We start from the raw sequence: 14,128 nt of genomic DNA, 5'->3' as shown, positions 1-14,128 counted from the left end.
CGCCTCCGGGGCGTTCACTATGATGGCGCCCCGCGCCGCTCTTGCTGCGGCGCAGCATTCCTGGCGACCGATGACCCCGCACCTGACCCCCCTCGACTACCTGAAGAAGATCCTGACGGCGCGCGTCTATGACGTGGCCGTGGAGTCGGACCTGCAACCGGCGCGCGCGCTCTCGCGCCGGCTGCACAACAAGGTGCTGCTCAAGCGCGAGGACCAGCAGCCCGTCTTCAGCTTCAAGCTGCGCGGCGCCTACAACAAGATGGCGCAGCTGCCGCCCGAGCAGCTGGCGCGCGGGGTGATCTGCGCGTCCGCCGGCAACCATGCCCAGGGCGTGGCCATGAGCGCCGCGCGCCTGGGCACGCGCGCGGTGGTCGTCATGCCGACGACCACGCCGCAGCTCAAGATCGATGCGGTGAAGACGCTGGGCGGCGAGGTGGTGCTCAGCGGCGACAGCTACTCCGACGCCTACGAGCACGCCGCGCGGCTGCAGGCCGAACAGGGCCTGACCTTCGTGCACCCCTTCGACGACCCCGACGTGATCGCCGGCCAGGGCACCATCGCCATGGAAATGCTGCGCCAGGTGCAGCAGCTGGGCACGGGGCTGGACGCCGTGTTTGTCGCCATCGGCGGCGGCGGCATGATCGCGGGCGTGGCCAACTACATCAAGGCGGTGCGCCCGGAGATCCGCGTGATCGGCGTGCAGATGCAGGACTCGGACGCCATGGCGCAGTCGGTGCGCGCGCACGAGCGGGTGCAGCTGCCCGACGTGGGACTGTTCTCCGACGGCACGGCCGTCAAGCTCGTTGGCGAGGAGACCTTCCGCGTGGCGCACGAGCTGGTGGACGACTACGTGCTGGTGGACACCGATGCCGTGTGCGCCGCCATCAAGGACATCTTTGTCGACACGCGCAGCATCGTCGAGCCGGCCGGGGCGCTGGCGGTGGCCGCCATCAAGCAGTACGTGGCCCAGCACAAGACGCGCGGACAAACCTACGCGGCCATTCTCTCGGGCGCCAATATGAACTTCGACCGCCTGCGCTTCGTGGCCGAGCGCGCCGAGATGGGCGAGGAGCGCGAAGCCCTGTTTGCCGTGACCATCCCCGAGGAGCGCGGCAGCTTCAAGCGCTTTTGCGAGGTCGTCGGCGCCCTGCCCGGCGGGCCGCGCAACGTCACCGAGTTCAACTACCGCATCAGCCACGAGCAGCGCGCGCACGTCTTCGTGGGCCTGACCACGCACGGGCGGGGTGAGTCGGAGAAGATCGCGCGCAGCTTTCACAAGGCGGGCTTTGCGGCGCTGGACCTGACGCACGACGAGATGGCCAAGGAGCACCTGCGCCACCTGGTGGGCGGGCATTCGCACCTGGCGCGCGACGAGCGACTGATGCGCTTTACCTTCCCCGAGCGGCCCGGGGCGCTGTTCAAGTTCCTGAGCCTGATGCAGCCGACCTGGAACATCTCGCTGTTCCACTACCGCAACCAGGGCGCGGACTATGGCCGCATCCTGGTGGGCATGCAGGTGCCGCCGGGCGATGCGGCCGCCTTCGACGCCTTCCTGCAGGCCCTGGGCTACCCCTGGGTGGAGGAGACGGACAACCCCGCCTATCGCCTGTTCCTGCAGGGCAACGGGGCTTGATGCTATCTTCGTGATAGCAAAACGTCTTTGCACAGCGGTGATCCCAGGATCAAAACATCCTGAAAACGCTGCCCGAGCAAGACCTCAAGCTATCTTTTGAGTAGCGACCCATGCAAGCCCTGCGCCACTACCTGCTGGCCGTGCAGTTCTTCACGCGCGTGCCGGTCACCGGCCGGCTGGCGCAGTGGGTGGGGTTCAGCCCGCAGATGCTGCGCGCTGCCGGCGGACACTTTCCCGGCGTCGGGTGGCTGGTGGCGCTGGTGGCGGCGCTGGTCTATGCGGCGCTGCACCGGCTGCTGGGGCCCGGGGCGCAGGCCGCGCTGGTCGCGGCCGTGCTGTCCACCGCGGCCACGGTGTACCTGACCGGCGCCTTCCATGAGGATGGCCTGGCCGACGTCGCCGACGGCCTGGGCGGCGCCAGCACGCGCGAGCGGGCGCTGGAGATCATGAAGGACTCGCGCCTGGGCGCTTTCGGCACGCTGGCGCTCACGCTGGCGCTGCTGGCCAAGGTCGCGCTGCTGGCGCAGCTGGGCGGCTACGGCGCGCTCATGCCCGTTGCCGCGCTCGTCGGCGCGCACCCGCTCTCGCGCCTGTGGCCGCTTTTCACCATCCGCCTTCTGCCGCACGTGGGCGACAGCGCCACCTCCAAGAGCAAGCCCCTGGCCGACCGCATCGCCGCCCGCTCGCTCGCCGCCGCCGCGCTGTGGTGCGTGGCGCCCCTGGCGCTGGCGGGCTGGTGGCTGGGCGCGTCCGTACTGGCCTGCGCCGCGCTGGCCAGCGTCCTGGGCGCGCTGTGGCTGCACCGGCGCTTTGCCGCGCGGCTGCAGGGTTTTACCGGCGACTGCCTGGGCGCCTCGCAGCAGGTCGCCGAGCTGGGCTTCTACCTGGGCGCGGCCCTGGCGCTGGCGCGGCAGGCGGCGTGAACGCCTCAGGCAGCAGCGCCCTACCCCGGCTGTGGCTGGTGCGCCATGCCGCGCCGCAGATCGCGCCCGGCCGGTGCTATGGGCGACTGGACGTACCGGCCGAGCCCGAGGCCACCCGCCAGGCGGCCCGCGCCCTGGCGCCGGCCCTGCCCGCGCGGCTGGCCGCCGTGCACCATTCCACGCTACAACGATGTGAGCAATTGGCCCTTGTCCTGCAAGGGCTCAGGCCCGATTTGACCCTGCAACCCGACGCCCGTCTCGTCGAGATGGATTTCGGCCGCTGGGAGGGCCGGCCCTGGGACGCCATCGCCCGCGCCGAGATCGACGCCTGGGCCGCGCAGCTACCCCGCCATGCCCCGGGCGGCGGCGAGGCGCTGGCCGACATGCTGGCGCGCGTGGCCGAGGCGCTCGCGGCCGCCCGCCGGCAGGCGGCCATGGGTGGCGACGTGGTCTGGCTCACCCATGCCGGGGTGGCGCGCTGCGTGCAGTGGCTGCTGCGCCATGGCGGCGCACGCTTGCCCCGGGCAGGCGACTGGACGCTGCCCGCGCCCGCCTACGGCCGCTGGATGAGCGTGCCGCTGGCGCCGGGCTGAAGCGGCAGCTGCAGCGTCAGCGTGCTCGCCCCCGTCGCCTGCGGGCCCAGGCGGGCCTCGCGCCGCGACAGCGACTGCAGCACCAGCCCCGGCGCCACCTGGGCGCCCACGCGGTAGGGCCGGGCCGGCTGGCCGGCGGCGGCGATCAGCGCCGCGCCGCCGCCGCTGGCCGTGCCGGCCAGCACGCCCTGCAGCACCAGGCCGTCCTGCGCGGCGGGCAGCGGCGCGCCGGCGGCCACGGGCGCGGCCACGCCGGCGCCCAGCAGTCGCGCCACGGCCGCGGTGTCGATGCGCGGGCCGTCCTGCGCGGGCGCCGGCAGCGGCGCCAGCGGGCGGCTGGAGAGCTTGAGGCCCCAGTGGATGGCGCTCGCCCCCAGCGCCGCCCACAGCGCCAGCGTGGCCAGGCGCGGGCCCCAGGAGCGATTCGTCTGTGTCACCATGGCGCGATTATTTATCATCGCCCGCCCATGACTGCCCTGCCGCCCCGCACCGTGAAATCCGCCGCTTCCCCTGCCCTCCTCGCCCGCGCGCGCCGCCGCGTCGCCGCCGGCTTCACCCTGATCGAGCTGATGGTGGTGCTGGTCATCATCGGCGTGCTGGCCGCGCTGATCGTGCCCAACGTGCTCGACCGCGCCGACGACGCGCGCAGCACCGCGGCGCGCACCGACATCACCAACATCATGCAGGCGCTCAAGCTCTACCGCCTGGACAACCAGCACTACCCCACGGCCGAGCAGGGCCTGCAGGCGCTGGTGGCCAAGCCCACGGCCGGTCCCGCGCCGAACAACTGGCGCCCCTACCTGGAAAAGCTGCCGAACGACCCCTGGGGCCGGCCCTACCAGTACCTGAACCCCGGCATCAAGGGCGAGGTGGACGTCATGAGCTTCGGCGCCGACGGCCAGTCCGGCGGCGAGGGCAAGAACGCCGACATCGGCAGCTGGCAGTAAGGCTCGGCCCCCGGCCTCCGGCCCTTCGACGCATGCCTTGGACCCGCTCCGGGCCAGCGCCCGCCCCCACGCTGGCGCCGCCCGCGCGCAGGCGCCCGCCTTCCCGGGGGACGCCATGCTGGCGGGCCGCCGCCGGCTTTACCCTGCTGGAGCTGCTGGTGGTGCTGGCGATTGCTGCCCTGGCCACGACCGGCGCCGCCCTGGCGCTGCGCGACAGCGGGGCGGCGCAGCTCGAGCGCGAGGGCGAGCGCCTGGCGGCCCTGCTGGAATCGGCCCGCGCCCAGTCGCGCGCCTCGGGCCAGCCGGTGGCGTGGCGGGCGCAGGGCGCGGGCTTTCGCTTCGAGGGCCTGCCCGGCGCCGGCGGCGCCCAGGCCTGGCTGGACGCCGGCACCAGCGCGCGCGGCCCTGCCGTCCTGTGGCTGGGGCCGGAGCCGCTGATCGGCCCGCAGCAGGTGGTGCTGTCCAGCCGCAGCCATCCGGGCCGCACGGTCACCGTGGCCACCGACGGGCTGCGTCCGTTTGCCGTGCGGGCCCAGCCATGACGACGACGCGGCGGGCGGCGCGCGGCTTCACCCTGATCGAGGTGCTGGTGGCCCTGGCGGTGGTCGCCATCGCGCTGCTGGCGGGCAGCCAGGCGACCTCGGCGCTGGCGCGCAATGCCGAGCGGCAGACCGACGTGGTGCTGGCCCACCTGTGCGCGCAGAACGAGCTGGTGCGTGCCCGCCTGTCGCGCCAGATGCCGCTCATCGGCGACGAGACGCGCGACTGCGAGCAGGCCGGCCGCCCGTACCGCGTCACCGTCACCACCACGCCCACGCCCAACCCGCAGTTCCGCCGCGTGGACGCGCAGGTGTACGGCGGCGCCTACCCGGTGCTGCGCCTGACCACCATCGTGGGGCGCTACTGATGGCCGGCCCGGCGCGCCGTCCGCGCGGCTTCACCCTGGTGGAGCTCTTGGTGGCGCTGTTCGTCATGGCGCTGCTGGCGCTGGCCAGCTGGCGCGGGCTGGACGCCATGGTGCGCGCGCAGGAGCAGACGCGCAGCCGCGCCGACGACCTGCTGGCGCTGCAGGCGGTGCTGGCGCAGTGGTCGGCCGACCTGGACGCGCTGCAGGCCGTCGAGCACACCGAGCCTCTGGCCTGGGACGGCCAGGCGCTGCGCCTGACGCGCGCGGACAGCCGCAGGCCCGACGATGGCGCGCTGGTGGTCGCCTGGGCGCTGCGCAGCGATGGCGGCTCACCCCAGTGGCTGCGCTGGCAGTCGGCCCCGGTGCGCACCCGCGCCGAGTGGAGCGAGGCCTGGCAGCAGGCCGCCCTGTGGGCACGCACGCCGGGCGCGGCCGGGCGCGGCGGGCAGACCCGGCTCATGCCGGTGGCCGGCTGGCAGCTGCACTACTTTCGCGGCGGCGCCTGGGCCAACGCCCTGTCCAGCGGTGACATGGGCGCCAGCGCCCCGCGCGCGCCCGGGGGCCTGGGCGAGGCGGCGGCGCGCATCCCCGAGGGCGTGCGCCTGCAGCTCACCCTGCCGGCCGGCGGGGCGCTGGCCGGCACGCTGGTGCACGACTGGGTCAACCCGCTGCTGGGCGGGGGCAAGTCGTGAGCGCGCCGGCCCGGCGCCAGCGCGGCGCGGCCCTGCTGGCGGCCATGCTCACCGTGACGCTGGTGGCCAGCTTTGCCGCCGCCGCGCTGTGGCAGCAGTGGCGCGCGGTGGAGGTGGAGACGGCCGAGCGCGCCCGCATCCAGTCGGCCTGGGTCCTGGCCGGCGCACTCGACTGGTCGCGCCTGATCCTGCGCGAGGACTCGCTGGCGCGCAGCGGCGACGGCACCGACAACCTCACCGAACCCTGGGCCGTGCCCCTGGCCGAGGCGCGCCTGTCCACCTTCCTGGCCGCCCAGCGGGGCGTGGCCCAGGCCCCGGACGCCAGCACCGACACCACCGACGCCTTTCTCTCCGGCCAGATCACCGACCAGCAGGCCCTTTTGAACCTGCGCAACCTGGCGCAGTCGGGCCAGGTGGATGCCGTTGCCCTGCGCCAGTTCGCCCGGCTGTTCGAATACCTGGGCCTGCCGCCCGCGCAGCTGGACGCCATCGCCCGGCAGATGGTGCAGGCGCTGGCCGAGCCGGCCACACCGGCTGGCGGCAGCGGCGGCAGCGCAAGCCCCGCGCCGCTGCTGCCCCAGCGCGTCGAGCAGCTCGGCTGGTGGGGCGTGCCCGTGGCCACGGTGGCGGCGCTGGCGCCCTACGTGACGCTGCTGCCCATGCGCACCAAGGTCAACCTGAACACCGCCGACCCCGTGGTGCTGTGGGCCAGCGCCGACGGCCTGTCCATGGCGCAGGCGCAGCAGCTGGTGCAGGCGCGGGCGGCGCGGCACTTCACCGGCGAAGCCGACGCCACGCGGCTGCTGGGTACGGCGGACGGCATCGCCGCGGCCACGCACACCGTCAGCTCGCAGTACTTCCTGGTGCACGGGCAGCTGCGCCTGGGCGGGGCCGTGGTGCGCGAGCGCTCGCTGGTGCACAAACAGCAGGGCGAGGCGCGCACCCTGTGGCGCGAACGCGGCGCGCCGCCCGTGGACGCTGGCGGCGGGGCCGGCACCTACAATGCCGCGCCACCCCCCGCCCCATGAGCATCCTCGCCATCCTCCTGCCCCCGGCCCCGTCCGGGGTTGCCGACAGCCTCGACTACGTCCTGTCCAGCGACGGGCAGGGCGTGACGCGCCACGGCAGCGCCAGCGCCGCGCTGCTGCCCGACCCGGGGCGCGCGGGCGAGACCGTGGCCGTGGTGCCGGCGCGCGCCCTGTCCTGGCAGCGCGTGGCCCTGCCGCCCGGCGCGCTGGCGCAGGCCGCGCGCGTGCGCCCCGTGCTGGAAGGCCTGCTGGAGGAGCACCTGCTCGACGAGCCCGCCGCGCTGCACCTGGCGCTGGAGCCGGGCGCACAGTCGGGCAACGCCGCCTGGGTGGCCGTGTGCGACCGCGCCTGGCTGCGCGCCGCCCTGGCCGCCCTGGAGGCCGCCGGCCACCCGGCCGACCGGGTGGTGCCCGAATGCGCGCCCGGCCCCACCGCCAGCGGCCAGCCCGAGTGCAGCGTGCTTGGCACGCCCGAGGACGCGCAGCTGCTGCTCACCGGGCTGGCGCCCACGCAGGCCGTGGCCGTGCTGCCCGCCAGCGCCGCCGCGACCGCCCAGGCCCTGCTCGGCCCGGCGCCGGAGGACGGCCCGCCCGTGCGCGCCGAACCCGCCGTGGTGGCGCTGGCCGAACGGTTGCTGGCGCCGCGCCCGGTGCGGCTGCAGACCACGGCCGAGCGCGCCCTGGCCGCCACCCGCGGGCCCTGGGACCTGGCGCAGTTCGACCTGGCCAGCAGTGGGCGCACGCGGGCGCTGCGCCGGCTGGCCGGCGCGGCCCATGCCTTTCTGCGCGTGCCGCAGTGGCGCGCCGCGCGCTGGGCGCTGGCCCTGCTGCTCGCGGTGCAGGTGCTGGGCCTGAACCTGTGGGCTTGGCAGGACCGCCAGGCCCTGGCCGCCAAGCGCGCCGGCAGCGACCTGCTGCTGACCGAAACCTTCCCGCAGGTGCGGGTGGTGGTCGATGCGCCGGTGCAGATGGAGCGCGAGCTGGCCCGCCTGCGCCAGCAGTCGGGCAGCGTCTCGGCGCGTGACCTGGAGCCGCTGATGGCCGCAGCCGCCAGCGCCCTGCCACCCAGCACCAGCCCCGCAGCGCTCGACTACCAAGAGGGCGAGCTGCGCCTGCGCGGCGCCTCCCTGGCCGAGAGCGAGCTGCCCGCCCTGCGGCAACGCGCCGCCGCTGCGGGCGCAAGCCTCAACCTGCAGGGCGACATCCTGGTGCTGCGCCCCGCGGCGCAGTCGGGCAGCTGACCATGCGGGCCCCATCGATGCCAGGCTCGGCCCAGGCCCTGCGCGCGCGCTGGCAGACGCTGGCGCCGCGCGAGCGCAGCCTGGTGCTGGCAGCCGCCGCCCTGCTGGGCCTGGCGCTTGCCTGGTGGCTGTTGCTGGCGCCGGCCCTGGCCACCGCGCGCCAGTCGGCCGCGCGCCACGCCGAGCTCGACGCACGGCTGCAGCGCATGCAAGAGCTGCAGGCCGAGGCCGAGCGCCTCAAGGCGGCGCCGCGCGCCCAGGGCGGGGGCGACCCGCAGACCGCGCTGCGCGCGAGCGTGACGCAGCACCTGGGCGAGAGCGCCCGAATCACCGTGGTGGGCGACCGCGCCACCATCACCCTGAAGGCTGCGCCGGCCGAGGCGCTGGCGCAGTGGCTGGCCCAGGCCCGGGCCGCCGCGCGCGCCGCACCGGTGCAGGCCCAGCTCACCCGCAGTCCGTCCGCCCCTGCCAGCGCGGCCTGGGACGGCACCGTGGTGCTGGCCCTGCCCACCGAATGACGCGGGCCGCATGATCATGGCCCGGCCCCGCGCACCCGCCCCGGCCCCGACGCGCCCCCGGCGCCCCCCGGCCGAGAGTGCGCGCACGCCCTGGGCGTGGGCCGCGGCCGGCCTGGCCCTGGGGCTGGCGGCCACGGCCCTGGCCGAGGCGCCGGCGCGCTGGCTGGCCACCGCCCTGCAGCGCGCCAGCGCCGGCCAGGTGCAGCTGCATGACGCGCGCGGCACGCTGTGGCAGGGCTCGGCCCAGCTCGTCCTCACGGGCGGCGCGGGCAGCCAGGACCGGGCCGCCCTGCCCGGGCGCCTGCACTGGCGGCTGCGCCCGGCGCTGGCCGGCGCGCGCCTGCAACTGACGGCCGACTGCTGCACCACCGCCGGTGCGGCGCCGATCGCCGTGCGCGTCGCGGCCGGCTGGCGCACGCTGCGCCTGGCGGTCGAGGACAGCCACAGCCACTGGCCGGCCGCCCTGCTGGCTGGCCTGGGCACGCCCTGGAACACGCTGCAGCCCCAGGGCAGCCTGCAGCTGAGCACCGAGGGGCTGCAGCTGTCCTGGGCCGAAGGCCGCCTGCGCCTGGGCGGGCGCGTGCAGCTCGACGCGCTGCAGCTGTCCTCGCGCCTGTCCACGCTCCGGCCCCTGGGCAGCTACCGCCTGGCCGTGCAGGGGGGCGATGCGCCCACGCTGCAGCTGTCCACGCTGGACGGGGCGCTGCTGCTGTCGGGCAGCGGCCGCTGGGTGGGCCAGCGGCTGCGCTTCGACGGCGAGGCCAGCGCCGCTGCGGGCAGCGAGCCGGCGCTGGCCAATCTCCTCAATATCATCGGGCGGCGCAGCGGCGCGCGCTCCATCATCACGCTATGACCTCCCTGCCCCGACGCCCCCTGCGACTTGCTCTGCGATTGATAGCTGCCGGCTCTCTGCTGGCGGGGGTTTGCGGCCCATTGCACGCCCAGAACGGCAGCGTGCGCGCGCACGAGCCGGTCACACTCAACTTCAACGGCGCCGACATCGAGGCAGTGGCTCGCACCATGGCCACCATCACCGGGCGCAACGTCGTGGTGGACCCGCGCGTCAAGGGCCAGCTCACCCTGGTGACCGAGCGCGCCGTGCCGCCGGCGGCGGCCTTCGACCAGTTCCTGGCGGCCCTGCGCCTGCAGGGCTTCACGGTGGTGGAGGCGGCGGGGCTGTACAAGGTCGTGCCCGAGGCCGACGCCAAGCTGCAGGCGGGCAGCGTCACGGTGACGCAGGGCGCCTCGGGCCGGGCGCCGGCGGGCGGGCAGGTTGTCACGCAGATCTTCAAGCTCAACTTCGAGAACGCGAACAACCTGGTGCCGGTGCTGCGCCCGCTGATCAGCCCCAACAACACCATCAACGTCAACCCGGGCAACAACTCGCTGGTCATCACCGACTACGCCGACAACCTGCAGCGCCTGGCGCGCATCATCGCGGCGATGGACGTCTCCAACGCCAGCGACGTGGAGATCATCCCGCTGCAGCACGCCATCGCCAGCGAACTGGCGCCCCTGGTGGCGCGGCTGGTCGAGGGTGGCAGCGGCCCGGCACTGGGCGCCGCGCCCGCGGCTGCGGCCGGCCAGAGCGACACCGCATTTCGCACCACGCTGCTGGCCGAGCCGCGCAGCAATGCGCTGATCGTGCGCGCGGCCAACCCGGCGCGGGTGGCGCTGATCCGCTCGCTGGTGGCGCGGCTGGACCAGCCCGCGGCGAGCGGCGCGGGCGCGGGCACGGGCAACATCCATGTCGTCTATCTGAAGAACGCCGACGCGGTCAAGCTCGCCACCACGCTGCGCGCGGCCCTGGCCGGCGGCGCGGCGGCGGGCGGCAGCGAGCCGGGCGCCACGGCCCCCCAGCGCATGGCGGGCGGCCTGGGCGGCGCAGGCGGGCTGGGCGGCATGGGCCAGGGCGGCAGCTCGCTCGGGCAGCCGGGCCTGGGCGGCGGCATGGGAGGCATGGGCCTGGGCGCAGGCGGCGCGGCGGGCGGCGGCGCGCAGGCCAACCAACCCTCCACCGGCGGCATCGTGCAGGCCGACCCGACCACCAACTCGCTCATCATCAGCGCGCCCGAGCCTTTGTACCGGCAGATCCGCGCCGTGATCGACAAGCTCGACGGGCGGCGCGCGCAGGTGTTGGTCGAGAGCCTGATCGTCGAAGTGCGCGCCAGCAAGGTGGCCGAGTTCGGCATCCAGTGGCAGGGCATCATGGGCAACTACGGCAGCACGCTCGGGGTGCTGGGCACCAACTCCAGCGTGGCCGGGCGCAACATCCTCGACCTGGCGCTGGCGGCGGCGGGCGCGGCCGGCGGCAACACGGCGGCCCTGGCCAACGCCCGCCCCTCGCCGGGCCTGAACCTGGGCGTGATCCCGCGCATCAACGGCAAGTACTACCTCGGGGCGCTGGCGAACTTCCTGGAGAACACGGGCGACGCCAACGTGCTGTCCACGCCCAACCTGCTGACGCTGGACAACGAGGAGGCGCAGATCATCATCGGCGACAACGTGCCCTTCCCGACCGGCTCCTACGCCAACACCGGCGGCAGCGGCGGCGCCGTCAACCCCTTCACCACGGTCGAGCGCAAGGACGTGGGCCTGATGCTGCGCGTGCGCCCGACCATCAACGAGAACGGCACCGTCAAACTCTCGCTGTACCAGGAGGTCTCCAAGGTCGCGGCCAACACGCTCAACAACACCAACGGGCCCACCACCAGCAAGCGCTCGATCGAGTCCAACGTGCTGGTGGACGACGGCAGCGTCATCGTGCTGGGCGGCCTGCTGGAGGACAGCTACGGCCTCGCGCAGGACAAGGTGCCCCTGGCCGGCGACCTGCCCGTGGTGGGCGGGCTGTTTCGCAGCGAGCGGCGCACGCGCGAGAAGACCAATCTGATGGTCTTCCTGCGCCCCATCGTGATCCGCGACAACGCCACCAGCGACGCGCTGGTGATGGACCGCTATGAGGCCATCCGCGCGCTGCAGCAAGGCAGCCAGCCGCAGGACAACGCCCTGCTGCGCGCCGTGCCCGACGCGCCGGTGCTGCCGGCCCTGCCCGCCCCGCCCGTAGGCAGCGCCCCTGCGCGGCCCGGGGCGCTGGCCCCCCTGGCGCCGGTGCGGCCCGAGCCGCCACGGCCGCTGCCCACGCCCGCGCCAGTCGATCCGGCCTACCAGCCGCAATAAGCCAGCCGCAGTCAACGAGCACGAGGCCGCCCGCATGCGCCACCCCCTGCCCTACGCCTTTGCGCGCACGCACCAGCTGCTGCTGGAGGACGACGGCCAGCAGCTGGTGCTGTGGCACGGCCCCGCGCCTGCGGCGCCGGCGCTGTCGGAGGTGCTGCGCCGGCACGCCGTGCAGCAGCTGGCGCAGCTGGAGGCGCCGGCGCTGGCCCAGCGCATCAGCGCCGCCTATTCGCAAAGCGAATCGAGCGCCGCCACGGTGGTCAGCGAGGTCGAGGAAGGCGCCGACCTGTCGCGCATGATGCAGGAGCTGCCCGCGGTGGAGGACCTGCTGGAGTCCGCCGGCGACGCGCCCATCATCCGCATGCTCAACGCCCTGCTCACGCAGGCCGTGCGCGACGGCGCGAGCGACATCCACATCGAGCCCTACGAGCGCCATTCGAGCGTGCGCTTTCGCGTCGATGGCAGCCTGCGCGAGGTGGTGCAGCCCAACCGGGCGCTGCACGCCGCCCTGATCAGCCGCCTGAAGATCATGGCCGACCTGGACATCTCGGAAAAACGCCTGCCGCAAGACGGCCGCATCAGCCTGCGCCTGGGCACGCGCGCCATCGACGTGCGCGTCTCGACCCTGCCCAACGCCCACGGCGAGCGCGCCGTGCTGCGCCTGCTGGACAAGAGCGAGAGCCGCCTGAGCCTGGAGGCCGTGGGCATGCAGGGCGCGGTGCTGGCGCGCATGGAGCATCTGATCGGTCAGCCGCACGGCATCCTGCTGGTCACCGGGCCCACGGGTTCGGGCAAGACGACCACGCTGTACGCGGCGCTGGCGCGGCTCGATGCCACGCGCAGCAACATCATGACGGTGGAAGACCCCATCGAATACGAGCTGCCCGGCGTGGGCCAGACGCAGGTCAACTCCCGCATCGAGCTGACGTTCGCCAAGGCGCTGCGGGCGATTTTGCGCCAGGACCCGGACGTGATCATGATCGGCGAGATCCGCGACTTCGAGACGGCGCAGATCGCCATCCAGGCCAGTCTCACCGGCCACCTGGTGCTGGCCACGCTGCACACCAACGACGCGGCCAGCGCCGTGACGCGGCTGGTGGACATGGGGGTCGAGCCCTTCCTGCTGTCGTCTTCGCTCCTGGGCGTGCTGGCGCAGCGGCTGGTGCGCAAGTACTGCACCGCCTGCCACGGCAGCGGCTGCGAGCACTGCGGCGCCACCGGCTACGCCGGGCGCACGGGGGTGTTCGAGATGCTGGTGGTCGATGACGCCATCCGCGCGCAGGTGCACGCCGGCGCACCCGAAGGCGAGATCCGCGCGCGGGCGCAGGCCGGCGGCATGCAGCTCATGCGCGAGGACGCCGAGCGGCTGGTGGCCGCCGGCATCACCAGCCGCGAGGAAGTGCTGCGCGTGACAGGCGATTGAACATGTGGCCACAATCGGGCCATGAGCACCCGCCCCCTTCCCCTGCTGTCTTTTCTTGATCTGGTCGCCGTGCGCGAGGGCGGCAGCGTCGCCCAGGCACTCGACCTGGCCGTGCGCACCGCGCGCCATGCCGAGGCGCTGGGCTACCACCGCTACTGGCTGGCCGAGCACCACAACATGCCCGGCATCGCCAGCTCGGCCACCGCCGTGCTGGTGGGGCACATCGCCGGCGCCACCACCACCATCCGCGTGGGCTCGGGCGGCATCATGCTGCCCAACCACGCCCCGCTGGTGGTGGCCGAGGCCTTCGGCACGCTGGCCACCCTCTACCCGGACCGCATCGACCTGGGGCTGGGCCGCGCGCCCGGCACCGACGGCGCCACCATGCGCGCGCTGCGCCGCGACCGCGTCGAGCGCGAGGAGGACTTTCCGCGCGACGTGGCCGAGCTGCAGCGCCTGCTGGCCCCGGCCGAGCCCGGCCAGAAGCTGGTCGCCACGCCCGGCGCGGGCACCGAGGTGCCGATCTGGCTGCTCGGCTCCAGCCTGTTCTCGGCGCAGCTGGCGGCGCACATGGGCCTGCCCTACGCCTTTGCCTCGCACTTCGCGCCGCGCATGCTGCACGCGGCCATCGAGCTGTACCGCCGGCTGTTCAAGCCGTCCGGGGTGCTCGCCAAGCCCTACGTCATGATCGGCGTGCCGGTGATCGCCGCGCCCACCGACGAGGAGGCGCAGTTCCTCGCCAGCAGCACCTACCAGCGCGTGCTGGGCATCCTCACGGGCCAGCGCGGCCTGCTGGCGCCGCCGGTGGCGGGCTACCTGGAAGGCCTGGGCTACCAGGAGCGCCAGGCGATCGCCGACTTCCTGGCCGTGGGCGTGGTGGGCGGGCCGGACACGGTGCGTGCGGGCTTTCGCGCGCTGGCCAGCGAGACGCAGGCGGACGAGTTCATGCTGGTGTCGGACGTGTTCGACCCGCAGCTGCGGCTGCGCTCGCTGGAGATCGCGCGGCAGGCGCATGGCTGACGCGGCTGCCGTTTTCGATAGCTGAC

General features: G+C 74.3%; 15 protein-coding genes. 14 read left to right on the top strand and 1 reads right to left on the bottom strand.

The window, feature by feature from the left end; all coding sequences use genetic code 11:
- Nucleotides 1-70 precede the first annotated feature (70 nt).
- The 3 genes from ilvA (at nucleotide 71) to RT051_RS03400 (ending at nucleotide 3,149) form a co-directional block, all read left to right on the top strand.
- Nucleotides 71-1,633 (top strand): threonine ammonia-lyase, biosynthetic, encoded by a 1,563-nt coding sequence (gene ilvA / locus RT051_RS03410; protein WP_313071741.1) that lies wholly within the window; start codon nucleotides 71-73, stop codon nucleotides 1,631-1,633.
- 110 nt (nucleotides 1,634-1,743) lie between these two features.
- Nucleotides 1,744-2,556: an adenosylcobinamide-GDP ribazoletransferase gene (locus tag RT051_RS03405; protein ID WP_313071738.1), complete on the top strand. Its 813-nt coding sequence runs from the start codon at nucleotides 1,744-1,746 to the stop codon at nucleotides 2,554-2,556.
- The gene (locus RT051_RS03400; RefSeq protein WP_313071734.1) at nucleotides 2,553-3,149 is read left to right on the top strand and encodes a histidine phosphatase family protein; all 597 of its coding nucleotides are present in this window, start codon (nucleotides 2,553-2,555) and stop codon (nucleotides 3,147-3,149) included. The genes RT051_RS03405 and RT051_RS03400 overlap by 4 nt, the downstream gene beginning before the upstream one ends.
- On the opposite strand, the gene RT051_RS03395 is transcribed toward RT051_RS03400, so the two are convergent.
- Nucleotides 3,110-3,589, bottom strand: a complete 480-nt coding sequence (locus RT051_RS03395) for a type II secretion system protein N (RefSeq protein WP_313071730.1) — start codon at nucleotides 3,587-3,589, stop codon at nucleotides 3,110-3,112. The two genes, RT051_RS03400 and RT051_RS03395, sit on opposite strands and share 40 nt — an antisense overlap.
- Nucleotides 3,590-3,616: 27 nt before the next feature.
- Between RT051_RS03395 and gspG the strand changes: the two genes are divergently transcribed.
- From gspG to RT051_RS03340, 11 genes are read left to right on the top strand one after another with little or no spacing between them, the layout of a single operon-like run.
- Nucleotides 3,617-4,096, top strand: coding sequence for a type II secretion system major pseudopilin GspG (gene gspG, locus RT051_RS03390; RefSeq protein ID WP_313071726.1), 480 nt, complete (start codon nucleotides 3,617-3,619; stop codon nucleotides 4,094-4,096).
- 32 nt (nucleotides 4,097-4,128) lie between these two features.
- The gene (locus tag RT051_RS03385; RefSeq protein ID WP_313071723.1) at nucleotides 4,129-4,638 is read left to right on the top strand and encodes a prepilin-type N-terminal cleavage/methylation domain-containing protein; all 510 of its coding nucleotides are present in this window, start codon (nucleotides 4,129-4,131) and stop codon (nucleotides 4,636-4,638) included.
- The gene (gene gspI, locus RT051_RS03380) at nucleotides 4,635-5,003 is read left to right on the top strand and encodes a type II secretion system minor pseudopilin GspI (protein ID WP_313071719.1); all 369 of its coding nucleotides are present in this window, start codon (nucleotides 4,635-4,637) and stop codon (nucleotides 5,001-5,003) included. Before RT051_RS03385 ends, gspI begins: the two co-directional genes overlap by 4 nt.
- A complete protein-coding gene (locus RT051_RS03375) occupies nucleotides 5,003-5,695 on the top strand; it encodes a prepilin-type N-terminal cleavage/methylation domain-containing protein (RefSeq protein WP_313071716.1) in 693 nt (230 codons plus the stop codon). Before gspI ends, RT051_RS03375 begins: the two co-directional genes overlap by 1 nt.
- Nucleotides 5,696-5,739: 44 nt before the next feature.
- Nucleotides 5,740-6,723 carry a type II secretion system minor pseudopilin GspK gene (gene gspK, locus RT051_RS03370; RefSeq protein WP_409520528.1) on the top strand — a complete coding sequence of 328 codons (984 nt, stop codon included), beginning with the start codon at nucleotides 5,740-5,742 and terminating at the stop codon, nucleotides 6,721-6,723.
- The gene (gene gspL / locus RT051_RS03365; RefSeq protein WP_313071708.1) at nucleotides 6,720-7,964 is read left to right on the top strand and encodes a type II secretion system protein GspL; all 1,245 of its coding nucleotides are present in this window, start codon (nucleotides 6,720-6,722) and stop codon (nucleotides 7,962-7,964) included. Before gspK ends, gspL begins: the two co-directional genes overlap by 4 nt.
- 2 nt (nucleotides 7,965-7,966) lie before the next feature.
- A complete protein-coding gene (gene gspM / locus RT051_RS03360; RefSeq protein ID WP_313071703.1) occupies nucleotides 7,967-8,482 on the top strand; it encodes a type II secretion system protein GspM in 516 nt (171 codons plus the stop codon).
- Nucleotides 8,483-8,498: 16 nt separating this feature from the next.
- Nucleotides 8,499-9,335 carry a type II secretion system protein N gene (gspN, locus tag RT051_RS03355; protein WP_313071697.1) on the top strand — a complete coding sequence of 279 codons (837 nt, stop codon included), beginning with the start codon at nucleotides 8,499-8,501 and terminating at the stop codon, nucleotides 9,333-9,335.
- Nucleotides 9,332-11,659: a type II secretion system secretin GspD gene (gene gspD, locus RT051_RS03350; protein WP_313071692.1), complete on the top strand. Its 2,328-nt coding sequence runs from the start codon at nucleotides 9,332-9,334 to the stop codon at nucleotides 11,657-11,659. Before gspN ends, gspD begins: the two co-directional genes overlap by 4 nt.
- A gap of 34 nt (nucleotides 11,660-11,693) precedes the next feature.
- Nucleotides 11,694-13,082, top strand: a complete 1,389-nt coding sequence (locus RT051_RS03345; protein WP_313071686.1) for an ATPase, T2SS/T4P/T4SS family — start codon at nucleotides 11,694-11,696, stop codon at nucleotides 13,080-13,082.
- Nucleotides 13,083-13,103: 21 nt separating this feature from the next.
- Nucleotides 13,104-14,102, top strand: a complete 999-nt coding sequence (locus tag RT051_RS03340; RefSeq protein ID WP_313071680.1) for an LLM class flavin-dependent oxidoreductase — start codon at nucleotides 13,104-13,106, stop codon at nucleotides 14,100-14,102.
- Nucleotides 14,103-14,128 lie beyond the last annotated feature (26 nt).

This window comes from Melaminivora sp. (assembly GCF_032059615.1).
In the GTDB taxonomy this organism is placed as follows: domain Bacteria; phylum Pseudomonadota; class Gammaproteobacteria; order Burkholderiales; family Burkholderiaceae_C; genus Melaminivora.
Note: the sequence above shows the minus strand (reverse complement) of the source record. Positions and strands in the feature narration are given on the sequence as shown.